The 26,472-nt window shown below is 62.2% G+C and carries 24 protein-coding genes; 13 read left to right on the plus strand and 11 right to left on the minus strand.

Annotation, left to right across the window (positions count from 1 at the left end; translation table 11 throughout):
- Window positions 1-28: 28 nt before the first annotated feature.
- Window positions 29-1,720, minus strand: a complete 1,692-nt coding sequence (locus TK06_RS25115) for a ShlB/FhaC/HecB family hemolysin secretion/activation protein (protein ID WP_063324250.1) — start codon at window positions 1,718-1,720, stop codon at window positions 29-31.
- 335 nt (window positions 1,721-2,055) lie between these two features.
- Between TK06_RS25115 and TK06_RS25120 the strand changes: the two genes are divergently transcribed.
- Window positions 2,056-3,066, plus strand: coding sequence for a DUF6515 family protein (locus tag TK06_RS25120; RefSeq protein WP_063324251.1), 1,011 nt, complete (start codon window positions 2,056-2,058; stop codon window positions 3,064-3,066).
- A 184-nt stretch (window positions 3,067-3,250) separates the two neighbouring features.
- On the opposite strand, the gene TK06_RS25125 is transcribed toward TK06_RS25120, so the two are convergent.
- The gene (locus TK06_RS25125; RefSeq protein WP_063324252.1) at window positions 3,251-4,144 is read right to left on the minus strand and encodes a cation diffusion facilitator family transporter; all 894 of its coding nucleotides are present in this window, start codon (window positions 4,142-4,144) and stop codon (window positions 3,251-3,253) included.
- Window positions 4,145-4,172: 28 nt separating this feature from the next.
- Window positions 4,173-4,592 (minus strand): hypothetical protein, encoded by a 420-nt coding sequence (locus tag TK06_RS25130; RefSeq protein ID WP_063324253.1) that lies wholly within the window; start codon window positions 4,590-4,592, stop codon window positions 4,173-4,175.
- 95 nt (window positions 4,593-4,687) lie between these two features.
- On the opposite strand from TK06_RS25130, the gene hrpB reads away from it, so the two are divergent.
- Complete coding sequence (hrpB, locus tag TK06_RS25135) at window positions 4,688-7,204, plus strand: ATP-dependent helicase HrpB (RefSeq protein ID WP_063324254.1); 2,517 nt, start codon at window positions 4,688-4,690, stop codon at window positions 7,202-7,204.
- A gap of 39 nt (window positions 7,205-7,243) precedes the next feature.
- Here the strand turns inward: hrpB and TK06_RS25140 are convergent, their stop codons facing one another.
- Together TK06_RS25140 and TK06_RS25145 are read right to left on the minus strand one after the other, a co-directional pair.
- The gene (locus TK06_RS25140) at window positions 7,244-8,323 is read right to left on the minus strand and encodes an endonuclease/exonuclease/phosphatase family protein (RefSeq protein WP_063324255.1); all 1,080 of its coding nucleotides are present in this window, start codon (window positions 8,321-8,323) and stop codon (window positions 7,244-7,246) included.
- Between the two features lie 90 nt (window positions 8,324-8,413).
- Window positions 8,414-9,076: a YciC family protein gene (locus TK06_RS25145; protein ID WP_063324256.1), complete on the minus strand. Its 663-nt coding sequence runs from the start codon at window positions 9,074-9,076 to the stop codon at window positions 8,414-8,416.
- 174 nt (window positions 9,077-9,250) lie between these two features.
- On the opposite strand from TK06_RS25145, the gene TK06_RS25150 reads away from it, so the two are divergent.
- The 3 genes from TK06_RS25150 (at window position 9,251) to TK06_RS25160 (ending at window position 11,241) form a co-directional block, all read left to right on the plus strand.
- Complete coding sequence (locus tag TK06_RS25150; protein ID WP_063324257.1) at window positions 9,251-10,000, plus strand: DUF2076 domain-containing protein; 750 nt, start codon at window positions 9,251-9,253, stop codon at window positions 9,998-10,000.
- Window positions 10,001-10,128: 128 nt separating this feature from the next.
- Window positions 10,129-10,608 (plus strand): NYN domain-containing protein, encoded by a 480-nt coding sequence (locus tag TK06_RS25155; RefSeq protein ID WP_063324258.1) that lies wholly within the window; start codon window positions 10,129-10,131, stop codon window positions 10,606-10,608.
- Window positions 10,609-10,629: 21 nt separating this feature from the next.
- Window positions 10,630-11,241, plus strand: coding sequence for a 3'-5' exonuclease (locus TK06_RS25160; protein ID WP_063324259.1), 612 nt, complete (start codon window positions 10,630-10,632; stop codon window positions 11,239-11,241).
- 169 nt (window positions 11,242-11,410) lie between these two features.
- Here TK06_RS25160 and TK06_RS25165 read toward each other — a convergent pair whose 3' ends face one another.
- A complete protein-coding gene (locus TK06_RS25165; protein WP_025215612.1) occupies window positions 11,411-11,863 on the minus strand; it encodes an Lrp/AsnC family transcriptional regulator in 453 nt (150 codons plus the stop codon).
- Window positions 11,864-12,024: 161 nt separating this feature from the next.
- On the opposite strand from TK06_RS25165, the gene yedA reads away from it, so the two are divergent.
- Window positions 12,025-12,927: a drug/metabolite exporter YedA gene (yedA, locus tag TK06_RS25170; RefSeq protein WP_063324260.1), complete on the plus strand. Its 903-nt coding sequence runs from the start codon at window positions 12,025-12,027 to the stop codon at window positions 12,925-12,927.
- Window positions 12,928-12,985: 58 nt separating this feature from the next.
- A complete protein-coding gene (locus TK06_RS25175; RefSeq protein ID WP_063324261.1) occupies window positions 12,986-14,323 on the plus strand; it encodes a DEAD/DEAH box helicase in 1,338 nt (445 codons plus the stop codon).
- A 66-nt stretch (window positions 14,324-14,389) separates the two neighbouring features.
- Here the strand turns inward: TK06_RS25175 and TK06_RS25180 are convergent, their stop codons facing one another.
- The gene (locus TK06_RS25180; RefSeq protein WP_063324262.1) at window positions 14,390-15,637 is read right to left on the minus strand and encodes a TIGR03862 family flavoprotein; all 1,248 of its coding nucleotides are present in this window, start codon (window positions 15,635-15,637) and stop codon (window positions 14,390-14,392) included.
- Window positions 15,638-15,816: 179 nt separating this feature from the next.
- Complete coding sequence (locus TK06_RS25185) at window positions 15,817-16,737, minus strand: histone deacetylase family protein (RefSeq protein ID WP_063324263.1); 921 nt, start codon at window positions 16,735-16,737, stop codon at window positions 15,817-15,819.
- 73 nt (window positions 16,738-16,810) lie between these two features.
- Here TK06_RS25185 and TK06_RS25190 point away from each other — a divergent pair, with 73 nt between their 5' ends.
- The 3 genes from TK06_RS25190 to TK06_RS25200 all read left to right on the plus strand — a co-directional run bounded on the left by TK06_RS25190 (window position 16,811) and on the right by TK06_RS25200 (window position 18,944).
- Window positions 16,811-17,380, plus strand: coding sequence for a GNAT family N-acetyltransferase (locus tag TK06_RS25190; RefSeq protein ID WP_063324264.1), 570 nt, complete (start codon window positions 16,811-16,813; stop codon window positions 17,378-17,380).
- 104 nt (window positions 17,381-17,484) lie between these two features.
- On the plus strand, window positions 17,485-18,354 hold the full coding sequence (gene tesB, locus TK06_RS25195; protein ID WP_003205823.1) for an acyl-CoA thioesterase II: 870 nt from the start codon (window positions 17,485-17,487) through the stop codon (window positions 18,352-18,354).
- Window positions 18,351-18,944, plus strand: coding sequence for an HAD family hydrolase (locus TK06_RS25200; RefSeq protein ID WP_063324265.1), 594 nt, complete (start codon window positions 18,351-18,353; stop codon window positions 18,942-18,944). The genes tesB and TK06_RS25200 overlap by 4 nt, the downstream gene beginning before the upstream one ends.
- 70 nt (window positions 18,945-19,014) lie before the next feature.
- On the opposite strand, the gene TK06_RS25205 is transcribed toward TK06_RS25200, so the two are convergent.
- Both TK06_RS25205 and ypfJ read right to left on the minus strand, forming a co-directional pair.
- On the minus strand, window positions 19,015-19,962 hold the full coding sequence (locus TK06_RS25205; protein ID WP_063324266.1) for an alpha/beta hydrolase: 948 nt from the start codon (window positions 19,960-19,962) through the stop codon (window positions 19,015-19,017).
- Window positions 19,963-20,847 carry a KPN_02809 family neutral zinc metallopeptidase gene (gene ypfJ, locus TK06_RS25210; RefSeq protein WP_003205817.1) on the minus strand — a complete coding sequence of 295 codons (885 nt, stop codon included), beginning with the start codon at window positions 20,845-20,847 and terminating at the stop codon, window positions 19,963-19,965.
- Window positions 20,848-21,099: 252 nt separating this feature from the next.
- On the opposite strand from ypfJ, the gene TK06_RS25215 reads away from it, so the two are divergent.
- Window positions 21,100-21,978, plus strand: a complete 879-nt coding sequence (locus TK06_RS25215; RefSeq protein ID WP_063324267.1) for a DMT family transporter — start codon at window positions 21,100-21,102, stop codon at window positions 21,976-21,978.
- A 167-nt stretch (window positions 21,979-22,145) separates the two neighbouring features.
- Here TK06_RS25215 and TK06_RS25220 read toward each other — a convergent pair whose 3' ends face one another.
- A complete protein-coding gene (locus TK06_RS25220; protein ID WP_063324268.1) occupies window positions 22,146-23,483 on the minus strand; it encodes an MFS transporter in 1,338 nt (445 codons plus the stop codon).
- Between the two features lie 271 nt (window positions 23,484-23,754).
- Here TK06_RS25220 and quiC point away from each other — a divergent pair, with 271 nt between their 5' ends.
- A complete protein-coding gene (gene quiC / locus TK06_RS25225) occupies window positions 23,755-25,656 on the plus strand; it encodes a 3-dehydroshikimate dehydratase QuiC (RefSeq protein ID WP_063324269.1) in 1,902 nt (633 codons plus the stop codon).
- 103 nt (window positions 25,657-25,759) lie between these two features.
- The gene (locus tag TK06_RS25230) at window positions 25,760-26,437 is read left to right on the plus strand and encodes a TetR/AcrR family transcriptional regulator (protein ID WP_063324270.1); all 678 of its coding nucleotides are present in this window, start codon (window positions 25,760-25,762) and stop codon (window positions 26,435-26,437) included.
- The last annotated feature ends 35 nt before the right edge of the window (window positions 26,438-26,472 follow it).

Genomic DNA, 26,472 nt, shown 5'->3' on the forward strand with positions numbered 1-26,472 from the left:
TCTTCCATTTACAAGAGCGAGTCGGGTGTCAGAAAAACAGATCGACGCGGAAATACACCGGGCGTTCACGTTTTTCGATAATCCCCGGGCGTTCCAGTGAGCGGGCAAAACTCACGGAAGTTGCGAGGTTCTTGCCCCTGGCGTTGAACTCCAGGGCGTTACCGGTGAGGCGACCGCGCTCGTCGGGGTTCGAGGATCTTCCCTCGATCACCCCGACATCGTAGGCAAACGCCACTCCGTACTCCTGCAACAGCGGTTGCAGGGGCTGCCAGGTCACAGCTCGGCGCCAGCGCAACTGGTTACGCCAGTAACCGCCGCTGTCGCCGGTCAAAGTCTGGTCTTGCAGGCCACGTACCGAACTGACACCACCGAGGCTGATTCGTTGCGGGCTGTAGAGTTCATCTTCGCTGCGCTGACCCGTTGCAAGGCTGTCGAAGCTGAAGTTTTCACCCCATAAGCGGAACGGCTGCAGGTAGCTCAGGGTCAGGCTGTATTTGTTGTAGCGCGATTGGGGGCCATGGTGGGAGCTGTCCCGTTGGGCATCCAGCATGCCAATCCCCTGTTGCCAGCCGGCATCCAGGTTGATGAACGCCGAGCCGACGCGCCGACCATGGTTGAGGTTCAATTGGGTCTCGGTGATGGTCACGCTGGAGGTGTCGATGAAGTTATCGTCCACGTAGTTGCGTGTGCGCAGTTGGCTGAGGCCGAAACTGACGCCGGTCTTGCTCACGTTATCGCGATGCAGTACGCGCTCGGCGCGCAATGCGTGGTTCTTGCTGGTACCGTCATAACCGAATGTGTAGCCTTGGGCGTTGCCGCTGGCGCGGTAGAAGCTCTGGCTGTAGGCGTAATTGAAGGTCCACCAGCCGTAGGGCACGCTGTAATACAGGCTCTGATTGTCGGAGTGACGCCAGTGATCGCTGACCGCATCCTGATTGGCGCGCAGGCTCAATTGGTCGGCCAGGCCCAATGGGCTGTCCCAGTCCAGGCCCAGACCCATTTGCTGCTGGCCAGTGCTGCGGTCGCCGTCGTTGTTACGCGTGGCCGATACGCGCCAGGGTTTTTCACGCTCGCCCTTGAGGCCGATACGGCTGCCACCGACCTGCTCGCCTGGTGCCAGTTCGAGCTGGGCCTGACGGGACGGCAAGCGACTGAGCTGATCCACCAATTGTTCCAGTTCCCGCAGGTTCAGCGGCTCGCCGGTCTGACCGGGAAAAGTCATGGCCAATTCGCGAGGGGTGGCCAGGGCGGAGCTGTCGAAGCCTTCAAGTCGCCCTTCGACTACCACTATTTTCAACACGCCGCCCGACAGATCCTGCTGCGGCAGGTAGGCTCGCGTTGTGACGAAACCGCGCTCGAGATAGTGATGGGTCAAGGCTTTGAGCAAGGTATTGATCTGTCCGACCGACAGGCATTGGTTCTGATAGGGTTTGATCAACTGCTCGCGCATGCCCGCGTCTAGGTGGGCCGCGCCCTCAAGCTCGATGGTCTTGATGTCGAAGCAACGTTTGTCGTCGGGGGTGGCAGGGGCAGGCGCGGGCAAGGTCTTGCCGGGCAGTTGTTGGAGTTCGTCGAGGCGTTTTTGTTGTTCTTGCAGCAGCTGCTGCTGACGATCACGAATCAGATCGCGGTCACCAGGTGTTTGGATGGGCGCGGCATGGACCAGGGATGTAAACACCGCACAACAAGCCAAAACGTGCGTAACGCCAAAACGTGACATGCCTTCATTCCCTTGAATGGCTAACTGCGGCGGATGCCGGCGGTTGTTTCAGGCGAATAAGAAGTCCCTGTCGCCTGGCGAAAACGATGGGCATCTTAAGTGGTAACGCTTCCTGTCTTGAAAAATTACTTGTAAATCCGACGAGCGGTAGTTGCCAGGTCATTTTTTGATGATGGCACTTTGCTTTATCTGACGTGGCCTTGCGCAAGGTGCTGGCCTGGTTGGGGGATCAGCAAATGCCTGCGAAATAAACCCCGTGACTGATAACCTGTTGCAGAACCGGCCTGGGCTTTTCCAGTCTTATCATCAGGCCCTGAACCGTTGTGAGGAATTTCATGAAGTCGCGCATCTGGCGTTTGGCAGGTGTTGGTCTGTTGTGGGCAAGTGTCAGTGCGCAGGGAATGGCCGACGATCAGCAAAACCGTGGCGGACCGGACGGCGGTCGTGGTCAGGACGGGCGCGATGGCAGCGGCCAGGGTTATTCGGGCCAGCCGCGGCCACAGAACAACGAAATCATTCGTGGCGACAACAGTCGTCAGTTCGAGGTCAAGCCACTGCCGCAATATCAGGGCGGCCAGTCGTATAACCGTCCGCCTCAAGACCCCAACGGTCCCGGCCGTCCACAGCAGCAACCCGGCAATAACCTGCCGATACAGGGCCGGCCCGACAGCGTGACCCAGACTCAGGAACCGCGACCGGGTTACTACCGCGATATCCCGCGCCGCAGCGATGGCTATCCGAACGGCGGGCCACGCCCAGGTCATGACAATCGCCCCGACCAGCAATGGTCCGGCCGGCCGAGCGGTCATGGCACCGGCTGGGGCCCGGGACCGCAATATCGCCCAGGTTATGTGATCGACCGGTTCCCGGACCGCAACTACCGCGTACCTTATCGTGGCCATGACTATTTCTACTCGGGCGGCTACTGGTATCGCCCGCAAGGGCCGCGCTATGTCGTGGTCGCGCCGCCACGGGGCATCCGTACCCGGTATCTGCCGGATTACGCTCGGGAGGTGTGGATCGGCAGTTCGCTGTTCTTTCTTGCCGCCGGCGCCTATTACATCTACGAAGCCAACACCCAGGATTACGTCGTGGTCGATGCGCCGGTCGCCAACCCGCAGCCGCAACCCCAAGGCAACAGTTTCGATGTGGTGGCGTATCCGGCCAACGGCCAGTCGCCCGAGCAGGTCAACCAGGACGGGTACGATTGCTATCGCTGGGCGGTGCAACAGAGCGGGTTCGATCCGCGCAACTACACCTACCCGCCGGCTCCGGAAGTGGTGCAGACCTATCGCCAAGCCCAGGGCAGTTGCTTGAGCAGTCGTGGGTATCAGGTGACTTATTGAATCTCCATAACCGAATCAGAGTCGGACACTTGCTTCTGTGGCGAGGGGATTTATCCCCGCTGGACTGCGCAGCAGTCCCAAAAAGCAGTTGATTCGATCTGTCTGGCAGACCGAGTGGTGAGGTTTCAGGGCTGCTGCGCAGCCCAACGGGGATAAATCCCCTCGCCACGTTCTGTGTTCGGCATCAAGCGTTGGCGCGCTTCACCACTTCCGACGGATCGGCATGAACCAGCACTTCAGCCTTTGGGTAAGCACGATGGATCGCATCGGCGGCCTGGTCACTGATGCCGTGGGCCACTGACAGGGTCAGTTCCCCCGGCAGTTCCAGGTGCAACTGCACGAACCAGTGGTTACCGGAAATCCGCGTGCGCAGGTCATGGGCGCCCACGACGCCCGGCACGGCACAGGCCAGTTCCAGCATGTGCTGGCTGACGTCGGGCGGCAGTTCCTGATCCATCAGTACGGCGAAACTTTCCCGGGCGATCTGGACGGCGCTCCACAGAATGTAAATGGCGATCCCCAGGCCGAACCAGGCGTCCAGTTGATACCAGCCAAACCCGGCCAGCACCAGCGCCACCAGGATGCTGCCGTTGAGCAACAAGTCGGAGCGATAGTGCAGCGAGTCGGCACGCACGGCGTTGGAACCGGTGGCGCGGATGACCCGATGCTGCAACGCCAGCAGCGCCAGGGTCAGCCCGAGGGAAAATACGATCACCCCGACGCTCAGCCAGGGGGCATCCACCGGCACCGGGTTTTTCAGCCGCTCGAAAGCCTGCAAGGCAATCAATAAGGCACTGCCGCCGATAAACAGCGCCTGGGCCATGCCGGCCAGGGATTCGGCCTTGCCATGGCCGTAACGATGATCATCATCGGCGGGGCGCAGGGCGTAATGCACCGCCAGCAGATTGAGCAGCGAGGTGACGCCGTCCAATGCCGAGTCGGTCAGGCCGGCAAGCATGCTCACCGAGCCGCTCAGCCACCAGGCCAGCGCCTTGGCGACGACCAGGATGAGCGCCACGGCCACCGAAGCCCGGGTGGCCAGGCGCAGCAGGCGGGCGTGTTCGGTGCTGGTGGTCATGGCGCGGTCGTTCCTTCAGTAGCGCTTGTCATGCGGCGGGCTTGAGGCCGAGGGCGGCCAGTTGTTGCGCGCTGCCCTTGTGCTGGATCAGCCGAGGATCGTCCAGCGGGAAGCTGCGGCCCAGTTCGCGTTCCAGGATCGCCTGCAACACGTGGTTATTGACGGTGCCGTCGGGGTTGATGGCCGGCTTGAGTTTTTCTGGCTCGATCTGGACGCTTTTGCCCGGCTCGAAGTAAATGGCGCCGGTGGCGAAGTCCACCGCGAAGGCGATCAGGCCGGGGATGATGTAGAACAGCAGGCCGACGGCATCGAGGGCGGCAATCGCCGGGTCGATCTTGCCGTCGATCTGGCCGCGACGGTCCGGGTAGAAGATCGAGCCACAGGCGCTGATTTGAGTCAGCAGGGCGGCGACCAGGACGCCACCGATCACGCGAAAGGGAATACGCATAGCAATCTCCTGAACAGGTAAAGGCGTTGCTGGTTGGAGTCCAGACCACGCTAAACAGTTCGCCGTTATACTCGGCCCTCTGTTTTGGAGCCAGCATGATTTCTTTGCCGATTGATGAAGTTTTACCCGCCCTGCGTCAAGCCTTGGCATCGCGCCACGAAGCCGTGCTCGAAGCGCCGCCTGGTGCCGGTAAAACCACCCGTGTTCCCCTGGCCTTGCTGAACGAGCCCTGGCTGGCCGGGCAGACCATCCTGATGCTCGAACCCCGGCGCCTGGCGGCACGGGCGGCGGCCGAGCGACTGGCCAGCGAGCTTAAGGAAAAGGTCGGTGAAACCGTCGGCTACCGGATTCGCCTCGACAGCAAGGTCGGCCCCAAGACCCGCATTGAAGTGGTCACCGAAGGCATCCTCACCCGGCGCTTGCAGGACGACCCGGCGCTGGAAGGCGTAGGGCTGCTGATTTTCGATGAATTCCATGAGCGCAGTCTCGACGCCGACCTGGCCCTGGCCTTGAGCCTCAACGGTCGGGAGCTGTTTCGCGAAGACCAACCGCTGAAGATCCTGCTGATGTCCGCCACCCTGGAAGGTGAGCGCCTGGCCGGGTTGCTGGACAATGCGCCAATCCTGCGCAGCGAAGGCCGCATGTTCCCGGTGACGGTGCGCTGGGGCCGGCCGTTCCAGCCCGGCGAGTTCATCGAGCCGCGGTTGGTGCAGACCGTGCTGGAAGCACTGCACGATGAAACCGGCAGCGTCTTGGTGTTCTTGCCCGGGCAGGCGGAGATTCGCCGGGTCCATCAGCAACTGGCCGAGGCCTTGGGCGAGGGCGGCAATGTGTTGCTCTGTCCGCTGCACGGTGAACTGGACCTCGCCGCTCAGCGCGCTGCCATCGACCCCGCGCCGCCCGGCCAGCGCAAAGTGGTGCTGGCCACCAACATCGCCGAAACCAGCCTGACCATCAATGGCGTGCGGGTGGTGATCGACGCCGGACTGGCCCGGGTGCCGCGTTTCGACCCGGGCAGCGGCATGACCCGGCTCGACACCCAGCGCATTTCCCGAGCCAGCGCCACCCAGCGGGCCGGTCGGGCCGGGCGTCTGGAGCCTGGTGTCTGCTATCGATTGTGGTCCGAAGACCAGCATGAACAATTGGCCGCCTATGGCAGCGCGGAGATTCTGTCGGCGGATCTGGCCGGATTGGCCCTGCAGTTGGGCCGCTGGGGCGTGACGCCGGCGCAATTGGTCTGGCTCGACATCCCGCCCACCGCCGCCTATGCCCAGGCCCAGGATCTGCTGCAACGCCTCGGCGCGCTGGAGGGCGAGCAACTGACCCGCCACGGCCAGGCCATGGCCGAGCTGCCGGCCCATCCGCGTATCGCTCATCTGTTGTTGCGCGGTCAGGCGCTGGGGCTGGCGGACATGGCCTGCAACGTCGCCGCACTGTTGGGCGAGCGCGATATTCTGCGCGGCGCCGGCGCGGATCTGCACAGTCGCCTGGCCTTGCTGTCCGGTGAAGAACGAGCAGCGCGCGGTGCCCAGGGCGGGGTGCAGCGGGCACGACAACTGGCCCGGCAATATCGCGGCTATTTACGAGGCAAGGCCGAAGAAGCCGTCGCCGATCCCGATCACCCGCGCTGGCTCGGTGCGTTGCTGGCGTTGGCCTATCCGGACCGCGTCGCCCAGCAGCGCCGCCCCGGCGGCGCTGAATATCGTTTGGCCAACGGCCGTGCGGCGCTGTTTGCCGAGGCTGACAGCCTGATGAAGCAAGCGTGGCTGGTGATCGCCGACCTGGGCAGCCGCCAGGGGCAGCGGGAAGAACGGATCTACTTGGCGACGGATTTCGACCCGGCACTGTTCGACTCGGTATTGGCCGAGCAGGTGCATACGGTGGATCAATTGGATTGGGACGAGCGCGAAGGCGTGCTGCGCGCCGAGCGCCAGCGCAAGGTTGGCGAACTGGTGCTCAGCCGCGAACCGCTGACCGGCCTGGATGAGTCTGCCCGTAGCCAGGCCCTGGTGAACCTGGTGCGGCGCAAGGGCCTGGAATTATTGCCCTGGACCCCGGAACTGCGGCAATGGCAGGCGCGGGTGGCGCTGCTGCGTCGCCTGGACCTGGACGCCAAGGGCGAGAGCCAATGGCCGGATGTCAGCGATAGTGCCTTGCTGGGCAGCCTCGAACATTGGTTGATGCCGTATCTGGGCCGAGTCTCGCGCCTCAGCCATTTCGCCAACCTGGACCTGTCGAGCGTCGTCCACAACCTGTTGCCCTGGCCGTTGCCGCAACGCTTGGACGAACTGGCGCCGCACCATCTGAGCGTGCCCTCGGGCTCGTCGATCCGCCTGGACTACAGCGAGCATCCGCCGATCCTGGCGGTGCGCTTGCAGGAGCTCTTCGGCCTGGCCGACACCCCGCGCATCGCTGGCGGGCGGCAGGTGGTCAAGCTGCACCTGCTGTCACCGGCACGCCGACCGGTGCAGGTGACCCAGGACCTGGCGAACTTCTGGCGCAGCACCTACGCCGAGGTGAAGAAGGACCTCAAGGGGCGCTACCCCAAGCATTACTGGCCGGATGATCCGCTGGTGGCGGAGGCGACGGCGCGGGTCAAGCCGCGTAAGTGAGCTGATTGCGCCACAGATCCATTCGGTGATGACTTCAGATCAAGGCGCAGCCGGCAATAAAAACCGCGCAATCACCGGCAAGTGATCGGAGATGCGCAAGGTATCGTCCTGTCGCACCTGGGCTTCGACCCGCTTGATGCGCGGGCTGTAGAAGAGGTAGTCGACAGTACGGTCGGGGCCGTTGAGGCCGGGGTCGTTCGGGTAGTGGGTCAGCCAGTGTGCGCGGTCGATGCCGCTGGCCTCGTTGTTGGTGGGGATCATCGGGTATTTGTCCCACAACAGGTGCAAGGGGCTGTCGGCGGAGTAGGGCGTGCGTTGCTCGGACGGCAGGCGCCGGTACTGGCCCAGGGGCAGTAGGTTGAAGTCGCCGCCGATCAGCCAGGGTGTGCCAGCGGATTCGAATTTATCCAAGGCCTTGGCCACGGCGGTGATTTGTCTGGGCAGGGTTTCGTCCGGCTCGGTGGCCCGTTCCAGATGGGTGTTGAGCACCGCCAGTTGACCGCCGCCGCTCAGCGACAGATAGCTCACCAACAAGGCATTTTTGGGCTGGAACTGACGGCTGATGATGTTGGCGTCTGCCATCGGCAGTTGTACCCGTTCGGCATGGTCGATGCGGTAGCGACTCAGGGTCGCCAGTTGCCGGCCGACGCTGCCGAAGATGTGTGGATCGGGGGTGAAGTCGGCCTTCCAGTCGAAAGTGCTGGTGCCGCACGGATAGAGGTCAGCCAGCCGCTCCTGCAACAGCTTGAGCTGGTCCTGGTAATCGCTGGCCTTGGCGCCCTTGTCCAGTTCCTGGAGCAGCACGACGTCCGGTTGCTCATCGCGGATGACCCGTGCCACTTCGTCGAGGCTGAAGGCCATGTCTTCCAGGGTCGGGCTTTCATCGTTGCCCTGGGCCAGGTCGTGCCAGAACACGTAGCGTTTGCCGGCGAGGAACTGCACGTTCCAGGTCATCACCTTCAAGGCCTGGCCGGGCACCAGCGGTGCTGCGTTGGCGGTGCAACTGACCGGCAAGGTTTCCCGGGGTTGTGGCCGCCAGGTCAGGCCGTAGATCGACAGGGCGGCCAGGCTGAGGATCAACAGCAGGCCCAGCAAGGTGTAGCGCAGTAGACGGGTCATGGCTCGGCTTATGGGCGAAACGCGAAAGTGCTCCCGAGCATAACCGAGAGCGGTTCTCAAGCCCAAGCCCAGGGCCTTCGCAGTGTGCGATCAGCGGTTGTCAGGCTTGGCTTCGATCAACATGAACATGCGGAACAGCACCACGCTGGTGAACAGTTGCAAGAAGCTGTGAACGCTTTCGATCAGCAAACTGAGCAAAGGATTCTGGGGCGGCGGGTACACCGAGACGCTGACCCCCTTGAGCAGCCACAGCGGGCCCATCACACAGAGGATGCACAGCAGGATCCGCCAGAAGTTGCCGCGGGACATGTTCAGGCTTTCCTTCATCGCCGCCAGGGGAGGCAGTCCCCTGAGGACCAACAGATATTCACTGAAGGCCAGGGTCACCATTAGCCATAAGCCCGGCAGGAAATACAACGATAGCCCCACCAGGATCAACAGCGTGTTGAGCGCCGTCAGCAAGGCAAAGCGTGGCCACAGGGTGAGGGCCGTTGCGAGCAGGTCACGGGTGCGTGGTGCTTCACCGCGGCTGCGGGCGTCGAGGAACAGGATCAACGCGGCGGTGTACAAGGGGTACACCAGCAGCCCGACGATCACGCTGTAGCCGGGGAAACCCTCGGGGCCGACGGCGCTGTCCACGCCTTGCTGCAGCAACGCCTCGAGTATGACCAGCGGCAGGCACAGCTGGGCGATTCGGCCCAGATGGCGCTTGAAGAAATACAAAGAGTCGCGCAGCACGTCAAACGGATTCATGAGTCGGTATCGCAGTTCAAAAGCGGTCCGACACTTTAACCGATCAGGCGCCCGCACAAGCAAACGTAAACATCAGGTAAAGACCATTGAAAGCTTTGCGACGAGCCCCATTACTGGTGGGCACTGGTCTTCAGGACCGGAATGGTATCTACCCGGCAATCTAATGAGGTCGCCATGAACAGCGAAGAACAAACCCTGATCGATGGACTGTTTTCACGGCTGCAACAGGCCGAAAAGGATTCAGCCCCGCGCGACGCCCAGGCCGAGGCGCGGATCAAGGAACACCTGGCCAGCCAGCCAGCGGCGGGCTATTTCATGGCCCAGGCGATTCTGGTGCAGGAGGCCGCGATCAAGCGCCTTGATGAACAGAACAAGCAACTCACTCAGCAAACCGAGCAATTGCAGGCCGAGCTGCAACGGGCCCGTTCCCAGCCATCGGCGCCCAGCGGTGGCGGAGGCTTTCTGTCGAGCATTTTTGGTGGCAGTGCCCGGGACTCACGCCCGGCAAGCGCACCGACATCCAGTGGCGGAGGCTGGCGCGAACCGGCACAGCCGTCCTTCAATGCCCAGCCCCAACAAGGCTTCGGCGCGCCGCCCGGCAATTATGGCGCACCGCAGCAGCAGGCCCCGGCAGCGGGCAGCTTCCTGGGCGGCGCCCTGAAAACCGCGGCGGGCGTGGCCGGCGGCGTGATGCTGGCCCAAGGCATCAGCAGCCTGTTTCACAGTAACCAGCAACCGCAGGAAATCGTCGAGGTCATCAAGGAAGAACCGGTGCAACCGGTCAACGATACCGCAGGCAACGGTTGGGGCGATGACTCGCGCGTGGCTGACAACGACACCTACGGCAACGACCAGGGCGGGTTCAGCGACGCGGACTACAGTGACGATTCATCTTCCTTCGGCGACGACGACTCCTTCGTCTGACCTGCCATTCGTCCGGGGCGCACAGGCGCCTCGGGCCGATTATTCGCGGAACAATCCTTCGGGCTGGCATACTGGGCGACTTTTCGGCCCTGGTGGCCTGTGTGCGTGTGCATCCAAGAGGAAACGCGGTGAAAAAAATTGCAGTGTTCGCCGATGTCCAGAACCTCTATTACACCGTGCGCCAAGCCTACGGTTGCCATTTCAACTACGCCGCGCTGTGGGCTGATGTCAGCAAGCAGGGGCAGATCGTCGAGGCCTATGCCTACGCGATCGATCGCGGTGACAGCAAGCAGCAGCAATTCCAGCAGATCCTGCGCAACCTGGGCTTTGTCGTGAAGCTCAAGCCCTATATCCAGCGCAGCGACGGCTCGGCCAAGGGGGACTGGGACGTGGGCATCACGCTGGACATCATGGACGCCGCCGACCACGTCGACGAAGTGGTGCTGGCCTCCGGCGACGGCGATTTCGACATGTTGCTCGAACGCATCATCACCAAGCACGGCGTGCAGGCCGTGGCCTATGGCGTGCCGGGTCTGACCGCCAACTCGCTGATCCGCGCCGCCAGCCGCTACGTGCCGATCGAAGGCGCGTTGCTGCTCAAGAATTGATTTTCACGGAGTTCAAAAGGTTTGGAACGCATCGCAGTCATCGACTTTGAAACCACCGGCATCACCCCGAGCAGCAGTTGCCGGGCCACTGAAATCGCGGTGGTGATGCTCGAGCAAGGCCGGATCGTCGACCGCTACCAGAGCTTGATGAATGCCGGTGTGCGCGTCCCTGCGTTTATCGAGCAATTGACCGGCATCAGCAACGCCATGCTGCGCAGCGCCCCGTCGGCGGAAAAAGTGATGAACGAGGTCAACGAATTCGTTGGCGTCACGCCGCTGCTGGCCCACAACGCCGCGTTCGATCAGAAATTCTGGGACTTTGAACTGGGACGGATCAAGCGCACCCGCCTGCAGAATTTTGCCTGCTCACTGTTGCTGGCCCGGCGCCTGATGCCGGCGGCGCCGAACCACAAGCTCGGCACGCTCAACGCGTTCGCCGGCCTGCCCCACACCGGTCAGGCTCACCGGGCCATGGCCGATGCCGAAATGGCCGCCAACCTCACCGCACACCTGGCTTCGGAATTGCGGCAAAAGCATGGGCTGCGGGAGTTGTCCCATGATCTGCTGTGCAGTTTGCAGAAAGTGCCGGCGGCGAAGATCAATGAGCACCTCAAGCGGCATCGCGGGTTCTAAACACACCACAACCAACTGTGGGAGCGGGCTTGCTCCACAGTTGATCGTTCCCACGCTCCGCGTGGGAATGCCTCAACGGACGCTCTGCGTTCGGCGCTTGATGGGGCGCGGAGCGTCCCGGGCTGCATTCCCACGCAGAGCGTGGGAATGATCTGGTCAAGGTTGACGGTTATTTCCCATTGCCTTCCAACTGCCCCAACGGCACACGCTTTTCAATGGCGCTGGACAGCACGATCGAAGTCTTGCTGAAGCCGAACTTGGCGATGCGGTTGATCAGTTCTTCCAGTTCCGGCATCGAGCCCACCGCCGCTTGCATGATCACGCACGGGTCGCCTGTCACCCGATGGCACTCGGTCAGTTGCGGGATTTTGCACAGTTCGTCGTAGGTCTTCTGGTTGCCGTGCTGGTTCATCCGCAATTCGATCACGCACTGCACCGGCAGGCCGATCTTCGCCATGTCGACTTTGGCTTGATAACCGGTGATGACGCCGCTGGCTTCCAGTTTGCTGACCCGCTCGGCCACGGCCGGGGCTGACAGGTTCACTTTACGGGCCAGTTCGGCGTAGGACGCACGACCGTTTTCCAGCAGGGCGGCGAGCAGCATGCGGTCGTATTTATCCATGTATTGGCTTCCAAGTGACGTGACTTTCGAAAGCGCGGTTTATAGCGCCAATCTCCATGTTTTGAAAAGTGTATGGGTGGGATAAACAGGTTTTGTAACTTATTTTCCGTCTGTCGCCTTTCTAGAATAGCGACTCTCATTGTCCTGACTTCGAGCTGAACATGCCTGGCCCACGCCGTTTTCCCTTGCCATTGATTGCTGCCTTTTTTGCCTTGTACGTCATCTGGGGTTCGACCTACCTGGTGATTCGCATCGGTGTGGAGCATTGGCCGCCGCTGTTGCTGGCCGGGATTCGTTTTGTGCTGGCCGGTTCGCTGATGTACGGCTTCCTGCGCTGGCGCGGGGCACCGGCGCCGACCTGGGCGCAATGGAAGGCCGGGGCGATCATCGGCGTGCTGTTGCTCAGTTTCGGTAACGGCGCGGTCAGTGTGGCCGAGCACACGGGCGTGGCGTCCGGGGTGGCGGCGTTGGCCGTGGCGACGGTGCCTTTGTTTACCTTGCTCTGCGGATATTTCTGGGGCGCGCGTAACACGCGTCTGGAATGGGCGGGCATTGTACTGGGGTTGATTGGCATCGCGATGCTCAACCTGGGCTCCAATCTGCAGTCCAGCCCGTTGGGTGCGACCTTGCTGGTATTCGCGGCGGCCTCCTGGGCCTTCGGTTCGGTGCTGAGCAAACACTTGCCGTTGCCGGCAGGGGCGATGGCCAGTGCCGTGGAAATGCTGATAGGCGGTGTGGTGTTGTTGATCGGCAGTGTGGCCAGCGGCGAGCACCTGGACAGCATGCCGCCGCTGGAAGGTTGGTTTGCCTTGGCTTACCTGACTTGCTTCGGCTCGATCGTTGCCTTCAATGCCTACATGTACCTGCTCAAGCATGTGCGCCCGGCGGCGGCCACCAGTTATGCCTACGTCAACCCAGCCGTGGCGGTGTTGCTGGGGATCGTGTTCGCGGGTGAAACCATTGGCGCTGAAGAAAGTGTGGCGATGTTGGTGATCATCAGTGCCGTGGTGTTGATCGGTTTGCCGCAGTGGCGCAAACCCAAGCCTGCGCCGGCCGCTTCCTGATTTAGGGTAAACTGCCGCGCATTGCACACCATGCGCTGATTTTTCCTACGGTACTTCCATGACTTTCGCCACTCTTGGCCTGATCGAACCCTTGCTGCGCGCCCTCGAGACGCTCGGTTACCAGACCCCGACCCCAGTGCAGGCCCAAGCCATGCCGGCGGTGCTGGCCGGTCGCGACCTGATGGCCGCGGCCCAGACAGGCACCGGCAAGACCGCCGGTTTCGCCGTGCCGCTGCTGCAGTTGCTGACCACCGAAGGGCCGAAGGTCGCGGCCAACTCGGTGCGAGCGCTGATCCTGGTGCCGACCCGTGAGCTGGCCGAGCAGGTCCATGAAAGCGTGCGTCAGTACGCGCAAAACCTGCCGCTGAGCACCTACGCCGTGTACGGTGGTGTCAGCATCAACCCGCAGATGATGAAGTTGCGCAAAGGCGTCGACCTGCTGGTCGCCACACCAGGGCGCCTGCTCGACCTGTTCCGCCAGAATGCGCTGAAGTTCAACCAGTTGCAGACCCTGGTGCTGGACGAAGCCGACCGCATGCTCGATCTGGGCTTCTCCGAGGAGCTGGCGAATATCTACAAGGCCCTGCCGAAGAAGCGCCAGACGCTGCTGTTCTCGGCGACCTTTTCCGACGCGATCCGCCTGCTGGCCGGGCAGATGCTCAACGATCCGCTGAGCATTGAAGTGAGCCCGCGCAACGTCGCCGCCAACACCGTCAAGCAATGGGTGGTGACGGTGGACAAGAAGCGCAAGCCGGAATTGTTCGTGCACTTGATGCGCAAGCACAAGTGGAAGCAGGTGCTGGTTTTTGCCAAGACCCGCAACGGCGTCGATGCGCTGGTGGAAAAACTCCAGGGCCTGGGCGTCAACGCCGACGGCATCCACGGTGACAAACCCCAGGCCACCCGCCAGCGCGCACTGGACCGCTTCAAGGCCGGCGAAGTGCAGATCCTGGTGGCGACCGACGTCGCTGCCCGTGGTTTGGACATCGAGGATTTGCCGTTGGTGGTGAACTTCGACCTGCCGATCGTGGCCGAGGACTACATCCACCGTATCGGCCGTACCGGCCGGGCGGGCGCTACAGGGCAGGCAATCTCCCTGGTCTGCGCCGATGAAGTGAATTTGCTGTCAGCCATCGAGATGTTGACCCGTCAGACGTTGCCTCGCCAGATGGAACAAGACTTCGAGCCTGAGCACCGTGTGCCCGACACCGATGCCAGCGGCCAGGTGATCAAGAAACCGAAAAAGCCGAAGAAACCGAAAACCTCCGGTGGCGGCGGCAAGCGCAACCTGGGCAAGTGGGTGGACAGCGGCGACTCCTCGCCTGTGGAGCCTTCGGTCAAGCCGGTGCGCAAAGTACCGGTGTTCAATACCGGGCCGCGTAAGCGTAAGCCTTGAAGGCAGCTGCAAGCTTCGAGCTTCAAGCGGCAAGTTGTGTACCGCCTTTAGCTTGCAGCTTGCAGCTTATAACTTGCCGCTGTTTCGCAGAAACTCCTTCATCCCCAACCCCGCCGCCCGGCCACTGGCAAAGCACGCCGTGAGCAGGTAGCCGCCGGTGGGCGCTTCCCAGTCGAGCATTTCCCCGGCGCAGAACACGCCGGGTATCTGCTTGAGCATCAGGCGTTCGTCCAGGGCTTCGAATGTCACGCCACCGGCGCTGCTGATGGCTTCATCCAACGGGCGGGTTTTCACCAAGGACAATGGCAAGGCCTTGATCGCCTGGGCCAGCCGCGCCGGCTCAGCAAAGCAATCAGCTGGCGTGAGTTCGCGCAATAGCGCAGCCTTGACCCCGTCGATCCCCAACTGGCTGTGCAAGTGCTTGGCCATCGAGCGCGAGCCGCGAGGCTTGCTCAGGGCTTGCTGGATTTTATCCACAGGTCGGCCTGGCAGCAGATCCAGATGAATGGTCGCGCTGCCGTGTTGGTTAATGGCTTCGCGAATCGCTGCCGACAGGGCGTAGATCAGGCTGCCTTCGATGCCGGTGGCGGTGATCACGCATTCGCCGAGGCGCGGTACATCGTCGTTCAGGCCGATGGCGATGTTTTTCAGCGGGGCGCCAGCGAATTTGCTGACCATCAGATCGCTCCAGGCCTGCACTTCGAATCCGCAATTGCTCGGTTGCAAAGGCGCAAGGACTACACCGCGCTGTTCCAATGGCAACATCCAGGCGCCATCGGAGCCCAGCCGTGACCAACTGCCGCCGCCCAGCGCCAGCAACGTCGCGTCGGGTTGCAGGGTTTTTTCGCCCTCTGGCGCTGCGATCCTCAGGCTGCCGTCGGGGTGCCAGCCAAGCCAGCGATGGCGCGTGTGAATCGTCACGCCGGCATCGCGCAGGCGCTTGAGCCAGGCGCGCAGCAGCGGGGCTGCTTTCATGTCGGTAGGAAATACCCGTCCGGAGCTGCCGACGAAGGTGTCGATGCCCAGCCCGTGAATCCATGTGCACAACTCATCCGCGCCGAAGGCCCGCAGCAAGGGGGCGAGGTTCGGCGCGCGTTCGGCGTAACGGGACAGAAAGGCCGGAAAAGCTTCCGAGTGGGTGATGTTCATACCGCCGACACCGGCCAGCAGAAACTTCCTGCCTACAGATGGCATCCCGTCGTACAGGTCGACCTGGATCCCGGCCTGGCTCAACACCTCGGCCGCCATCAGGCCGGCGGGGCCGCCGCCGATGATGGTGACGTTTGGGGTGGAGGGCTTGGCGGCTTGGGTCATGGCAAATTGTGGGGCTGTGGAATAAGCGGCGCATTCTATCAGCACAAACTCCTGTGGGAGCGGTGTTGATCAAAAAATAGCCAAGCGTTCGCACGCTATAAGCGACATAGCCTGTAGGCCATTTCACTCAGGTTATCCACAGGCCGCTCCACAGGCATTGTGGGTAACGCGCCCAGACTTCAATGACAACCTGATGACGCCCAGACCTTTTGTGCGCTGTGGTGCAGGATCCCGTGGCGGCGGGCCAGGGCCTGGCGGTCCTTGCTGTAGCCGCCGCCGATCACGCCGACCACCGGGATGTCGCGCCCCAGGCAATGGCGCATGACGCTTTCATCCCGGGCGGCGAGGCCTGCATCGGTCAGCTTCAGATAACCGAGGGCGTCGTCCTTGTGCACATCGACACCGGCGTCGTACAGCACCAGGTCGGGCTGGTAGAGCGGCAGCAGGTAGTTGAGCGCATCGTCCACCACGTTCAGATAAGCGCCATCTTCCATGCCCATCGGCAGGGGAATGTCCCAATCGCTTTGGGCCTTGCGTGCAGGAAAATTCTTTTCGCAGTGCAGGGATACTGTCACGGCGTCCGGGGTGTCATGGAGTATTCGGGCGGTACCGTCGCCCTGATGCACATCGCAGTCGAAAATAAGCACCCGCGAAACTCGGCCGCTGGCCAGGAAATACCGGCTGATCACCGCCAGGTCATTGAAAATGCAAAAACCGGCCGGGTGGTCGTAATGGGCGTGATGGGTGCCGCCGGCCAAATGACAGGCCAGCCCGTGCTCAAGGGCCTGCTCGGCCGCCAGGAGTGAGCCGCCCACGGCGCGAACCGTTCGGCGGGCCAGGGCTTCGCTCCAGGGCAGGCCGAGTCGCCGTTGGTCTTCACGAGACAACTCGCCGCCCATGTAGCGTTCGATATAAGCGCGGTCGTGGGCCAGGGCGAGGATGTCCGGGGGACATAGCGACGGGCGCAGCAGATCCGCATCGCGGGTCAGGCCGCTGTCCACCAGGTGATCGCGCAACAGGCGAAACTTGTCCATGGGGAAGCGATGGTCCGGCGGGAACTCGGGGCTGTAGTCTTCGTGATAGATCAGCGGCAGTGGCATGGTGTTTTCAGCGGTGATTGAGTGACGGATCCTACCAGCGATGTAGACTCTGGGGCATGGAAGGGGAGTGAAAATGGAGCCAATACTGGAACTGGAAAGCGCACGGCTGCTGTTGCGGCAGTGGCGCGATGATGATTTGCCGGAATTTGCCGCCATGTGCGCCGACCCGCAGGTGATGCGGTATTTCCCGGCGCGCCTGAGCCGCCTGGAAAGCGCCGCCCTGATTGGCCGCGTGCGAGGGCATTTCGCCGAGCATGGTTTTGGTTTGTGGGCCCTGGAGCGCAAGGACACTGGCGCTTTCATTGGCTTCACCGGGCTGGGTGTGGTCGGGTTCGATGCGCCTTTCACACCGGCCATCGAAATTGGCTGGCGCCTGGCCCGGGAGCACTGGGGCCTGGGGTATGCCAGCGAAGCGGCCTGGACCGCCCTGCGTTGTGCCTTCGACCAGTTGAAGCTGGACGAAGTGGTGGCGTTCACCGCCGTGGATAACTTGCCGTCGCAAAAGGTCATGCAGGCCATCGGCATGCAGCATGATCCGGCTGACGATTTCGAACACCCGACACTCGCGGTCGGGCATCCATTGCGTCACCATGTGCTCTATCGCATCAATCGTGAGCAGTGGCTACAGACCCTGCACGGTTAGCCGACACGGACGTTTACAATGCCCGCCAAAATGGCCCGGGCCACTATCGATCCGCCGCCGCAGCATAGACTGCGCGGTTTTTGCGCTGTGTGAGGAAAGTCTGAATGAGCCACGTGTTGGAAGATCTGGTCGACCTGCTGACCCTGGAACCGATCGAAGAGAACCTGTTTCGCGGGCGTAGCCAGGACCTGGGGTTTCGCCAGTTGTTCGGCGGCCAGGTCCTGGGCCAGTCGTTGTCGGCGGCCAGCCAGACCGTGGAAGAGGCGCGCCATGTGCATTCGATGCACGGTTATTTCCTGCGTCCGGGCGACGCGGCGTTGCCGGTGGTCTACCAGGTGGACCGGGTGCGTGACGGGGGCAGTTTCAGCACGCGCCGGGTGACGGCGATCCAGAAGGGCAACCCGATTTTCACTTGCAGTGCCTCGTTCCAGTACGACGAAGAGGGCTTCGAGCACCAGAGCAGCATGCCGCAAGTCGTCGGGCCGGAGAACCTGCCGTCCGAGCTGGAACTGACCCAGCAACGTGCGCACTTGCTGCCTGAGCACATGCGCGAAAAACTGCTGTGCCCCAAGCCGATCGAGGTTCGCCCTGTCACCGAAAAAGACCCTTACAACCCGCAACCGGCCGACCCGGTGAAATACGTGTGGTTCCGTGCCGATGGCGCCCTGGCGGATTCGCCGGCCTTGCACAAATACCTGCTGGCCTATGCGTCGGACTTCGGCCTGTTGACCACTTCGCTGCTGCCCCACGGCAAATCGGTGTGGCACAAAGATATGCAGGTCGCCAGCCTCGATCACGCCTTGTGGTTCCATGCCGACCTGCGCGCCGATGACTGGTTGCTCTACGCCATGGACAGCCCGTGGGCCGGCAACTCCCGCGGGTTCTCCCGTGGCAGCGTGTTCAACCGCGCCGGACAACTGGTGGCCTCGGTCACCCAGGAAGGCCTGATTCGCCATCGCAAGGACTGGGCATGAGCCTGGCCGAGGTTCGTCACTGGGTGTTCGACATGGATGGCACGCTGACGATCGCCGTGCATGACTTCGCGGCGATTCGCGTGGCCCTGGCGATTCCGGCCGAAGATGACATCCTGACCCACCTGGCCGCGTTACCGGCGGATGAGGCAGCGGCCAAGCATGCTTGGCTGCTGGAGCATGAACGGGACCTGGCGCTGGGCTCCAGGCCAGCGCCGGGGGCGGTTGAGCTGGTGCGGGAGCTGGCTGGGCGCGGTTATCGCCTGGGCATCCTCACCCGTAACGCCCGCGAGCTGGCCCACGTCACCCTCGAAGCCATCGGCCTGGCGGACTGTTTCGCCGTGGAGGATGTGCTGGGCCGCGACGAAGCACCGCCCAAGCCCCACCCCGGTGGCCTGTTGAAGTTGGCCGAGGCCTGGAGCGTGGCGCCCGAGGCGATGGTGATGGTGGGCGATTACCGCTTTGACCTGGACTGCGGGCGTGCGGCGGGGGCGCGGACGGTGTTGGTGAACTTGCCGGATAACCCGTGGCCGGAGCTGACGGATTGGCATGCGCGCGATTGTGGGGAGTTGCGGCGGATGCTGTTGGCTTGAGCGCTGGGTTGACTGATCGATCGCTATCGCGAGCAAGCTCGCGATAAGTCCCTGTCATTCGCGACAAAACTTACTGCCCAAACAACACCTTCAGCCCCTCAGGCGAAGTCAACATCCCATCCCCGTTATGCCCAACCCCCGGCACTTCGATCAGCCGCTGGTTCAACCCCTCGGGATGACGTCGGGTCAGGTAGTCAAAAAAGAAATGCCCGCGCAGTAACCGATACGGCCCCTGGGTTTGTGCTTCGCAGCCTTTATCCAGCGCTGGATGTTCCGGGTCGGTGTCTTGTTGTCCGAGCAAATAGACGATGTCGCGCTTGACGTAGTTGTCTTCCAGTTGCGCGGGTGTTTGCCCCGCCGCGTAGGCTGGCAAGTTCTGCAGGCCGTACTTCCAATGATTGAAGCCAGGGCAACCGGCAGGGTCGAAAGCCATGGGCCGTTGCGCATCGAAGTAGGCATAGGACGACGGGTTGGCAATGACAAAACGTGGGCTGACCCGGTATTGGCCGTGGGCGAGCAGGGCATAGCGCTGCACGACCTGGGCGCCGCCGGAATGGCCGGCGATGACGATCTCTTTCACTTCGGGAAACTGCTGTCGGTCACTGACTCGCGCAACGATGTCGTCGAGTACCTGGAAGGAACTGATGGGATGGGGCCCTGTGGATAAGCCACCGGCCATCCAGTCGTTGCCTTGCCAGCGCAGGAGGTCATTGGGCAATTGATGGCGCACCACGTCCTGTTCGTTGAGAAACTGCGGGGCGATGATCAGGGTGGTACCCAGTTGCCCGGCCTGCCCGGCGGCCTTTTCCGCGCTGTGCAGGTAGGTGTCGGCATTGCGCAGCCGACCGTGGAGGATGATCAACACGCGCTGGATGGACGCTGGCGCGGGGCTTACGCCGACGGCCATGGCGCCGCCCTTGAACTGCAGTCGCCCTTGGGCGACCACGTTGACGCCGTGTTCCTCGGCCTGGGCAACGGCGCAGCACAGCACCAGCCCAACCAACGTCCCCCACTTCATCTACAGGGTTTTCGCCGCGAACGTGTCGCACTGGCTGACCTGGCCCTGGGCGAACCCGGTCTTGAACCAGCGCACTCGCTGCGCCGACGTGCCGTGGGTGAAGGAGTCCGGCACCACGCGGCCCTGGCCTTGTTGCTGCAAGCGGTCATCGCCGATGGCATTGGCGGCGTTCAAGGCTTCCTCGATGTCTCCCGGCTCAAGCCAGTTCAGGCGTTTTTGCGCATGGTTGGCCCACACACCAGCCAGGCAATCAGCTTGCAATTCCTGGCGTACCAACAAGCCGCCATCGCCCTCCATCTGCCGGCCTTGCTGGCGCGCTTCCTGGATTTTCGCCGACACGCCGAGCAGCGTCTGCACATGGTGTCCGACTTCGTGGGCAATGACGTAGGCCTGGGCGAAGTCCCCGGCGGCGGCGAAGCGTTGGGACATTTCCTTGAAGAAACTCATGTCCAGGTAGACCTGGCGGTCTGCCGGGCAATAGAACGGACCGGTCGCCGACGAGGCCAGGCCGCAGGCCGAGTTGACCCGACCACTGAACAACACCAGTTTCGGTTGTTGGTATTGGCGTCCGGCCTGCTGGAACACCTGGCCCCAGGTGTCTTCGGTATCGCCGAGGATCGAGCGCACGAACTCGGCCTGTTCATCGTTGGCCGGCGGTGCCTGGCGGGTCTGTGAAGAGGTGGGTGCGGATTGATCCATCTGCCCGGCCAGTTGCCCGAGAATCTGCATTGGGTCCTGGCCGGTGATCCAGCCGATGCCGACGATCAGGAGGACGGCCGTCAGGCTCAAGCCCTTGCCGCCGCCGAAACGCATCCCGCCACCGCCCCCACCGTCACCGCGAGCGTCCACCACGTTGTCACTGCGGCGACCTTTTTTCCATAACATGTGGGAAGTCCTCTGAATGACCCTGCTAAAAATGACTGCTGTGGCGGTGAGTCTAGCTTTTAGGCGCCCAAGGTGCGCGCCGCGCTTGAGCTGTCAGGCAACGGACACGGGTTTTGGTTCAGCGGTGAGCCAATCCTGCCTGGCTGCGGAATTTTCATTACACTTCGGATTCAGAACTTATCGCTATGCTCGCTGGCCCAATAACTGCAACGTGCGTCACGGCCCCTACATCAAGCAACGCAGGTTTTCCTCATGACCGTCAGCACCCCGCTCTCCGGTGTCAATCAGGCTTTCAAGGGCATCGTGCTTATTCTGGTCGCAACGTTCCTGTTCACCAGTCATGACGCTTTAGCAAAATATCTCTCGGGTTTCTATCCGATCGTCATGGTGGTGTGGGCCCGCTATGTGGTGCACACATTGTTGATGGCGGGTATTTTCCTGCCCCGTTCTGGGCTGCGGGTCCTACGTACCAAGCGCCCGTTGTGGCAGTTGGCCCGGGCGTTGTGCCTGCTGGGTACCAGTCTGTTTTTCACCACCGCGTTGATGTTCATTCCACTGGCGGAGGCGACGGCGGTCAACTTCCTCGCGCCCGTGCTGGTCACCGCGTTGTCGGTGCCATTGCTGGGCGAACACGTGACGCGCGGTCAATGGGTCGCGGTGATCTTCGGTTTTATCGGGGTGCTGATCATCGTTCATCCCGGTGGCGATCTGTTCACCCCGGCGGTGTTGTTGCCATTCTGTTCGGCGTTGTTTTTCTGCTTCTACCAACTGCTCACGCGCAAGCTCAGTGAGATCGACAGCCCGACCACCAGCAACTTCTTCGCCGGCCTGTGCAACACCTTGGTGATGAGCGCGTTGGTGCCGTTCTTCTGGCAAGTGCCGAGCCTGTTGCACGGAGCGATGATGCTGGCGCTGGGCGCCTGCGGGATGACGGCGCACCTGATGCTGACCCAGGCCTTCCGCTTTGCCGCCCCGGCGCTGCTCGCGCCGTTCGGGTACTGCCAGATCGTGTTTGCGGGGCTGCTGGGCTGGTTGTTTTTCAGCCATACGCCGACGCTGACCACCGTGGTGGGCATCGCCCTGATCTGCTTGAGTGGGTTGGCGGCGGCGTGGCAACAGCGGCGCAAGTGACCGTCCCACAGAACCCTTTGTGGCCAGCCCAGTCCCGCGTGGCTAGCACAGCCCACTGTGGCGAGGGAGCTTGCTCCCGCTGGGCTGCGAAGCAGCCCCCGCTTTCAGGCGATTGCTGCGCAATCGAGCGGGAGCAAGCTCCCTCGCCACAGTCTTCTCCAGCCGTATCAGTTTTCCAGGGTCGGCACCTTGCGCGGCGCCATGAAGTACAACCAGATCAGCGCCGTGAAGTACATCGCCGGGATCAGGGTGAACAGCACGGTGTAGTTATTGTTGGTCACGGTGAGGATGTGGCCCACCAGCTGGGTCATGAACATCCCGCCGATGGCCGCGCACATGCCGCCGAAGCCGAACACCGTGCTCATCATGTGCTTGGGCGTGTAGTCCATGACCAGGCTCCAGATGTTGGCGGTCCAGGCCTGGTGCGCGCCGATGGCCAGGGAAATGGCGAACACCGCCATCCACAGGTTGCTTGCGCCGGCGGCCATGATCACGCCGATGATGCAGCAGGCGAACAGCAGCATGGACACCAGTCGCGCCTTGATCGGATCGAGGCCGCGACCGATCAGGAACGAAGACAGGATCCCGCCACCCACGCTGCCGAAGTCGGCGGTGAGGTAGATGATGATCAACGGGATGCCCATCTGGGTCACGTTGATGCCCAGGTTGTACTGCTGGTTCAGGAACGGCGGCAACCAATAGAGATAGAACCAGAACACCGGCGCGGTGATCGAGTAGGCCAGGGCGAACGCCCAGGTGCCGCGCATGCGCAGGATGCGTGAGAACGGCACGCGGACTTGGTCCGGTTCGTCCTGGGCCTGGATGTAGTCCAGCTCTGATTGTTTGACGGTGGGATGGTCTTCGGGGTTGAAGTATTTCAGGCCCCAGAACACCAGCCAGATCCCGCCGAGAGCGGCCATGCACAGGAACGCGGCCTGCCAGCCCCACACGTGCAGGACCAGCGGCAACAGCATCGGGGTGAACATCGCGCCGACGTTGGTCCCGGCGTTGAAGATACCGGTGGCTACGGCCCGTTCGCCCGCCGGGAACCACAGTCGTGTGGTTTTCACGCAGGCCGGGTAGTTGGCGGCTTCGGTGAGGCCGAGGATGAAGCGGCAGACCATGAAGCCCACCGCCGAGGTGGCCAGGCCGTGGGCGCCGGTCGCCAGGCTCCAGAGCAGCACGGCGCAGAAGAACACTCGCTTGACGCCGATCCGGTCTATCAGCCGTCCCTGCAACACGAAACCGACGGCATAACCGACCTGGAACCAGAAGTTGATGTTGGCGTAATCCATCGCCGTCCAGCTCATCTCCTTGGCCAGGATCGGCTGCATGACGCCCAGGGCGGCGCGGTCGATGTAGTTCAGGGTGGTGGCGAAAAACACCAGGGCGAGCATGCCCCAACGGGTCTTGCCCACGGTCATGGCGCCGCGGATCTTGTCTCCGACGCCGCCGGTGGAGGCACTCAGGCCAGTGGCCAGGCGGGAACTTTGGGAAGGAATCATAGCGTGTACCCGTTTTTGAAATTCTTATGGTCGGTCTGGGGCTGTCCATCGACGTCGGCGATCAGGGCTTGCGTCGATGTGGGGAGCGATGGTGCGCAGTGAGCAAAAAATCGTCAATTCGGCCATCGGCATTTTGTTCGATAATCGCCCAAAAAACTAACCGGATGGTACATATTAAATTGCTGAAAGAAACCGGCAGCTCAATAATCGGCTGACTCTTTAAAAAGCGGCGCACCTTTTGTAGCCGATGCCTGTCCCGGGAGCCGAAGTCATGCAGCGTTCCATTGCCACCGTGTCGTTGAGCGGTACCCTGCCGGAAAAACTCGAAGCCATTGCCGCCGCCGGTTTTGACGGGGTGGAAATCTTCGAGAACGACCTTCTCTATTACGATGGCAGCCCGCGGGAAATCAGGCAGATGTGCGCCGACCTGGGCATCGCCATCACCTTGTTCCAACCGTTTCGTGACTTCGAAGGCTGCCGCCGCGATCGCCTGTCGCGCAACCTGGAGCGGGCCGAACGCAAGTTCGACCTGATGCAGGAACTGGGCACCGACCTGGTGCTGGTGTGCAGCAATGCCTCGGCCGATAGCGTCGGCGATGAACGGATTCTCATCGATGACCTGCGCCTGCTGGCCGAACGCGCTGGCGCACGCGGCTTGCGTATCGGTTATGAAGCGCTGGCCTGGGGGCGGCACGTGAATACTTATCAACAGGTCTGGAACATCGTGCGCCAGGCCGATCACCCAAGCCTCGGGGTGCTGCTCGACAGCTTCCACACCTTGTCCCTCAAGGGCGATCCGAGCGCGATCGCCGAGATTCCCGGTGACAAGATCTTCTTCGTGCAAATGGCCGACGCGCCGATCCTGGCCATGGACGTCCTGGAGTGGAGCCGGCATTTCCGTTGTTTCCCGGGCCAGGGCGAGTTCGACTTGCCGGGTTTCCTGGCGCCGATCATCAAGAGTGGCTACACCGGACCGCTGTCGCTGGAAATCTTCAACGACGGTTTCCGCGCCGCGCCGCCACGGGCAAATGCCGCCGATGGCCTGCGCTCGCTGCTGTACCTGGAGGAGAAGACCCGCCAGCGCCTGGCTGCAGAAGCGCCCTCCATGCGCAATACCGACATCCTGTTCGCCACGCCGCCGGCCAGCGAATACGACGGCATCGAATTCCTTGAGTTTGCCGTGGACGATAGCCTCGGCGCCAAGCTGTCCCATTGGCTGGAGCGGCTAGGGTTCGTCAAGGCCGGTCAGCATCGTTCCAAGAATGTCAGCCTGCTGCGCCAGGGCGATATCAACCTGATTCTCAACAGCGAACCGTATTCCTTTGCCCACAGCTTTTTCGAAGCCCATGGGCCGTCGTTGTGCGCCACCGCGGTGCGGGTCAAAGACAGCGCCAGCGCCCTGGAACGGGCCGTGGCCTACAAAGGCCAGCCCTATCGTGGGTTGGTAGGCCCCAATGAACTGGAGCTGGCGGCGGTGCGCGCACCGGATGGCAGCCTGATCTATCTGGTGGACCAGCAGGCGGATGTCTACGGCACTGATTTCAATCTACAGCCGGGCGCGGTCATTGGGGCCGGGCTCAAGCGCATCGACCACATGGCGATGGCGCTGCCGGCCGACAGCCTCGACAGTTGGGTACTGTTCTACAAGAGCCTGCTGGATTTCGAGGCCGACGACGAAGTCGTCCTGCCCGACCCTTATGGCTTGGTAAAAAGCCGTGCGCTGCGCAGCCGCTGCAGTACGATCCGCTTGCCGCTGAACATTTCCGAGAACCGCAACACCGCGATCTCACACGCGCTGTCGAGTTATCGCGGCTCCGGCGTGCATCACATCGCCTTCGACTGCGACGACATCTTCGCTCAGGTCAGTCGTGCCAAAGAGGCGGGCGTGCCGTTGCTGGACATTCCGCTCAATTACTACGACGACCTGGCGGCGCGTTTCGATTTCGACGATGAGTTCCTCAGCGAGCTGGCCTACTTCAACGTGTTGTACGACCGTGACGCCCAGGGTGGCGAGCTGTTCCACGTCTACACCGAGCCGTTCGAAGGGCGGTTTTTCTTCGAGATCATCCAGCGCAAGAACGGCTACGTCGGTTATGGCGCCGCCAATGTCGCGGTGCGCCTGGCGGCCATGGCCAAGTCCCGCAGCGGTGGTTTGCGACACGCCAAGTTGTAGGGAAATCGTAAACGTGGCGGTAATGGGCCGTGTCGTGGCTTCCTTCAGTGCACGGTGCGGCCCATAATCGCCAGCCTGTGCAGTGATGGCCGTGAGCCCCGCAATGACTATGAATCCAGAGCTTTCCGCAGCCCTCGACGAACCCGTCGTCGCGCCGCGCAAGAGTCGCAAGAACAACCCGGAGAAGACCCGGGAGAACATTCTTCAGGAAGCCATCGTCGAGTTCGTCCAGCAAGGCCTGGCCGGTGCCCGGGTCGACGCCATCGCCGAGCGCATCCACACCTCCAAGCGCATGATCTACTACTACTTCGGCAGCAAGGAGCAGTTGTACGTCGAGGTGCTGGAAAAACTCTACGGTGATATCCGCACCACCGAGAGCCGCCTGCACCTGGCGGAACTGGCCCCGGTCGATGCGATCCGGCGCCTGGTGGAGTTCACCTTCGACCACCACGATCGCAATGTGGATTTCGTGCGCATCGTCTGCATCGAGAACATCCACAACGCCGAGTACGTGAAACAGTCCGGCGCGATCAAGGCGATGACCAATACCATCCTTGACTCCCTGGGCGTGATCCTGCGTCGCGGTGCCGAAGAGGGTGTGTTCCGTCCCGATCTGCAACCGCTGGATGTGCACTTGCTGATCAGTTCCTTCTGCTTTTACCGGGTGTCCAACCGCCAGACATTCGGTGAGATCTTTCAGATCGATTTGTCGGACGAAGCGATCAAGCAGCGGCATCGGCAGATGGTTTGTGAGTCGGTGTTGCGCTACCTACAGCCCTGACCCAAACTTTTGTGGGAGCGAGCTTGTGTGGGAGA

It is taken from the genome of Pseudomonas fluorescens (genome assembly GCF_001623525.1).
Classification (GTDB): Bacteria; Pseudomonadota; Gammaproteobacteria; order Pseudomonadales; family Pseudomonadaceae; genus Aquipseudomonas; species Aquipseudomonas fluorescens_Q.

Coding starts and splice junctions, on each gene's coding strand:
- tesB (WP_003205823.1), top strand. CDS start 17,485: ATGAGCCACGTGTTGGAAGATCTGGTCGACCTGCTGACCCTGGAACCG.
- ypfJ (WP_003205817.1), bottom strand. CDS start 20,847: ATGTTATGGAAAAAAGGTCGCCGCAGTGACAACGTGGTGGACGCTCGC.
- TK06_RS25220 (WP_063324268.1), bottom strand. CDS start 23,483: ATGATTCCTTCCCAAAGTTCCCGCCTGGCCACTGGCCTGAGTGCCTCC.
- TK06_RS25185 (WP_063324263.1), bottom strand. CDS start 16,737: ATGCCACTGCCGCTGATCTATCACGAAGACTACAGCCCCGAGTTCCCG.
- TK06_RS25190 (WP_063324264.1), top strand. CDS start 16,811: ATGGAGCCAATACTGGAACTGGAAAGCGCACGGCTGCTGTTGCGGCAG.
- TK06_RS25205 (WP_063324266.1), bottom strand. CDS start 19,962: ATGAAGTGGGGGACGTTGGTTGGGCTGGTGCTGTGCTGCGCCGTTGCC.
- TK06_RS25150 (WP_063324257.1), top strand. CDS start 9,251: ATGAACAGCGAAGAACAAACCCTGATCGATGGACTGTTTTCACGGCTG.
- TK06_RS25200 (WP_063324265.1), top strand. CDS start 18,351: ATGAGCCTGGCCGAGGTTCGTCACTGGGTGTTCGACATGGATGGCACG.
- TK06_RS25165 (WP_025215612.1), bottom strand. CDS start 11,863: ATGGATAAATACGACCGCATGCTGCTCGCCGCCCTGCTGGAAAACGGT.
- quiC (WP_063324269.1), top strand. CDS start 23,755: ATGCAGCGTTCCATTGCCACCGTGTCGTTGAGCGGTACCCTGCCGGAA.
- TK06_RS25180 (WP_063324262.1), bottom strand. CDS start 15,637: ATGACCCAAGCCGCCAAGCCCTCCACCCCAAACGTCACCATCATCGGC.
- TK06_RS25115 (WP_063324250.1), bottom strand. CDS start 1,720: ATGTCACGTTTTGGCGTTACGCACGTTTTGGCTTGTTGTGCGGTGTTT.
- hrpB (WP_063324254.1), top strand. CDS start 4,688: ATGATTTCTTTGCCGATTGATGAAGTTTTACCCGCCCTGCGTCAAGCC.
- yedA (WP_063324260.1), top strand. CDS start 12,025: ATGCCTGGCCCACGCCGTTTTCCCTTGCCATTGATTGCTGCCTTTTTT.
- TK06_RS25125 (WP_063324252.1), bottom strand. CDS start 4,144: ATGACCACCAGCACCGAACACGCCCGCCTGCTGCGCCTGGCCACCCGG.
- TK06_RS25175 (WP_063324261.1), top strand. CDS start 12,986: ATGACTTTCGCCACTCTTGGCCTGATCGAACCCTTGCTGCGCGCCCTC.
- TK06_RS25145 (WP_063324256.1), bottom strand. CDS start 9,076: ATGAATCCGTTTGACGTGCTGCGCGACTCTTTGTATTTCTTCAAGCGC.
- TK06_RS25130 (WP_063324253.1), bottom strand. CDS start 4,592: ATGCGTATTCCCTTTCGCGTGATCGGTGGCGTCCTGGTCGCCGCCCTG.
- TK06_RS25215 (WP_063324267.1), top strand. CDS start 21,100: ATGACCGTCAGCACCCCGCTCTCCGGTGTCAATCAGGCTTTCAAGGGC.
- TK06_RS25120 (WP_063324251.1), top strand. CDS start 2,056: ATGAAGTCGCGCATCTGGCGTTTGGCAGGTGTTGGTCTGTTGTGGGCA.
- TK06_RS25230 (WP_063324270.1), top strand. CDS start 25,760: ATGACTATGAATCCAGAGCTTTCCGCAGCCCTCGACGAACCCGTCGTC.
- TK06_RS25140 (WP_063324255.1), bottom strand. CDS start 8,323: ATGACCCGTCTACTGCGCTACACCTTGCTGGGCCTGCTGTTGATCCTC.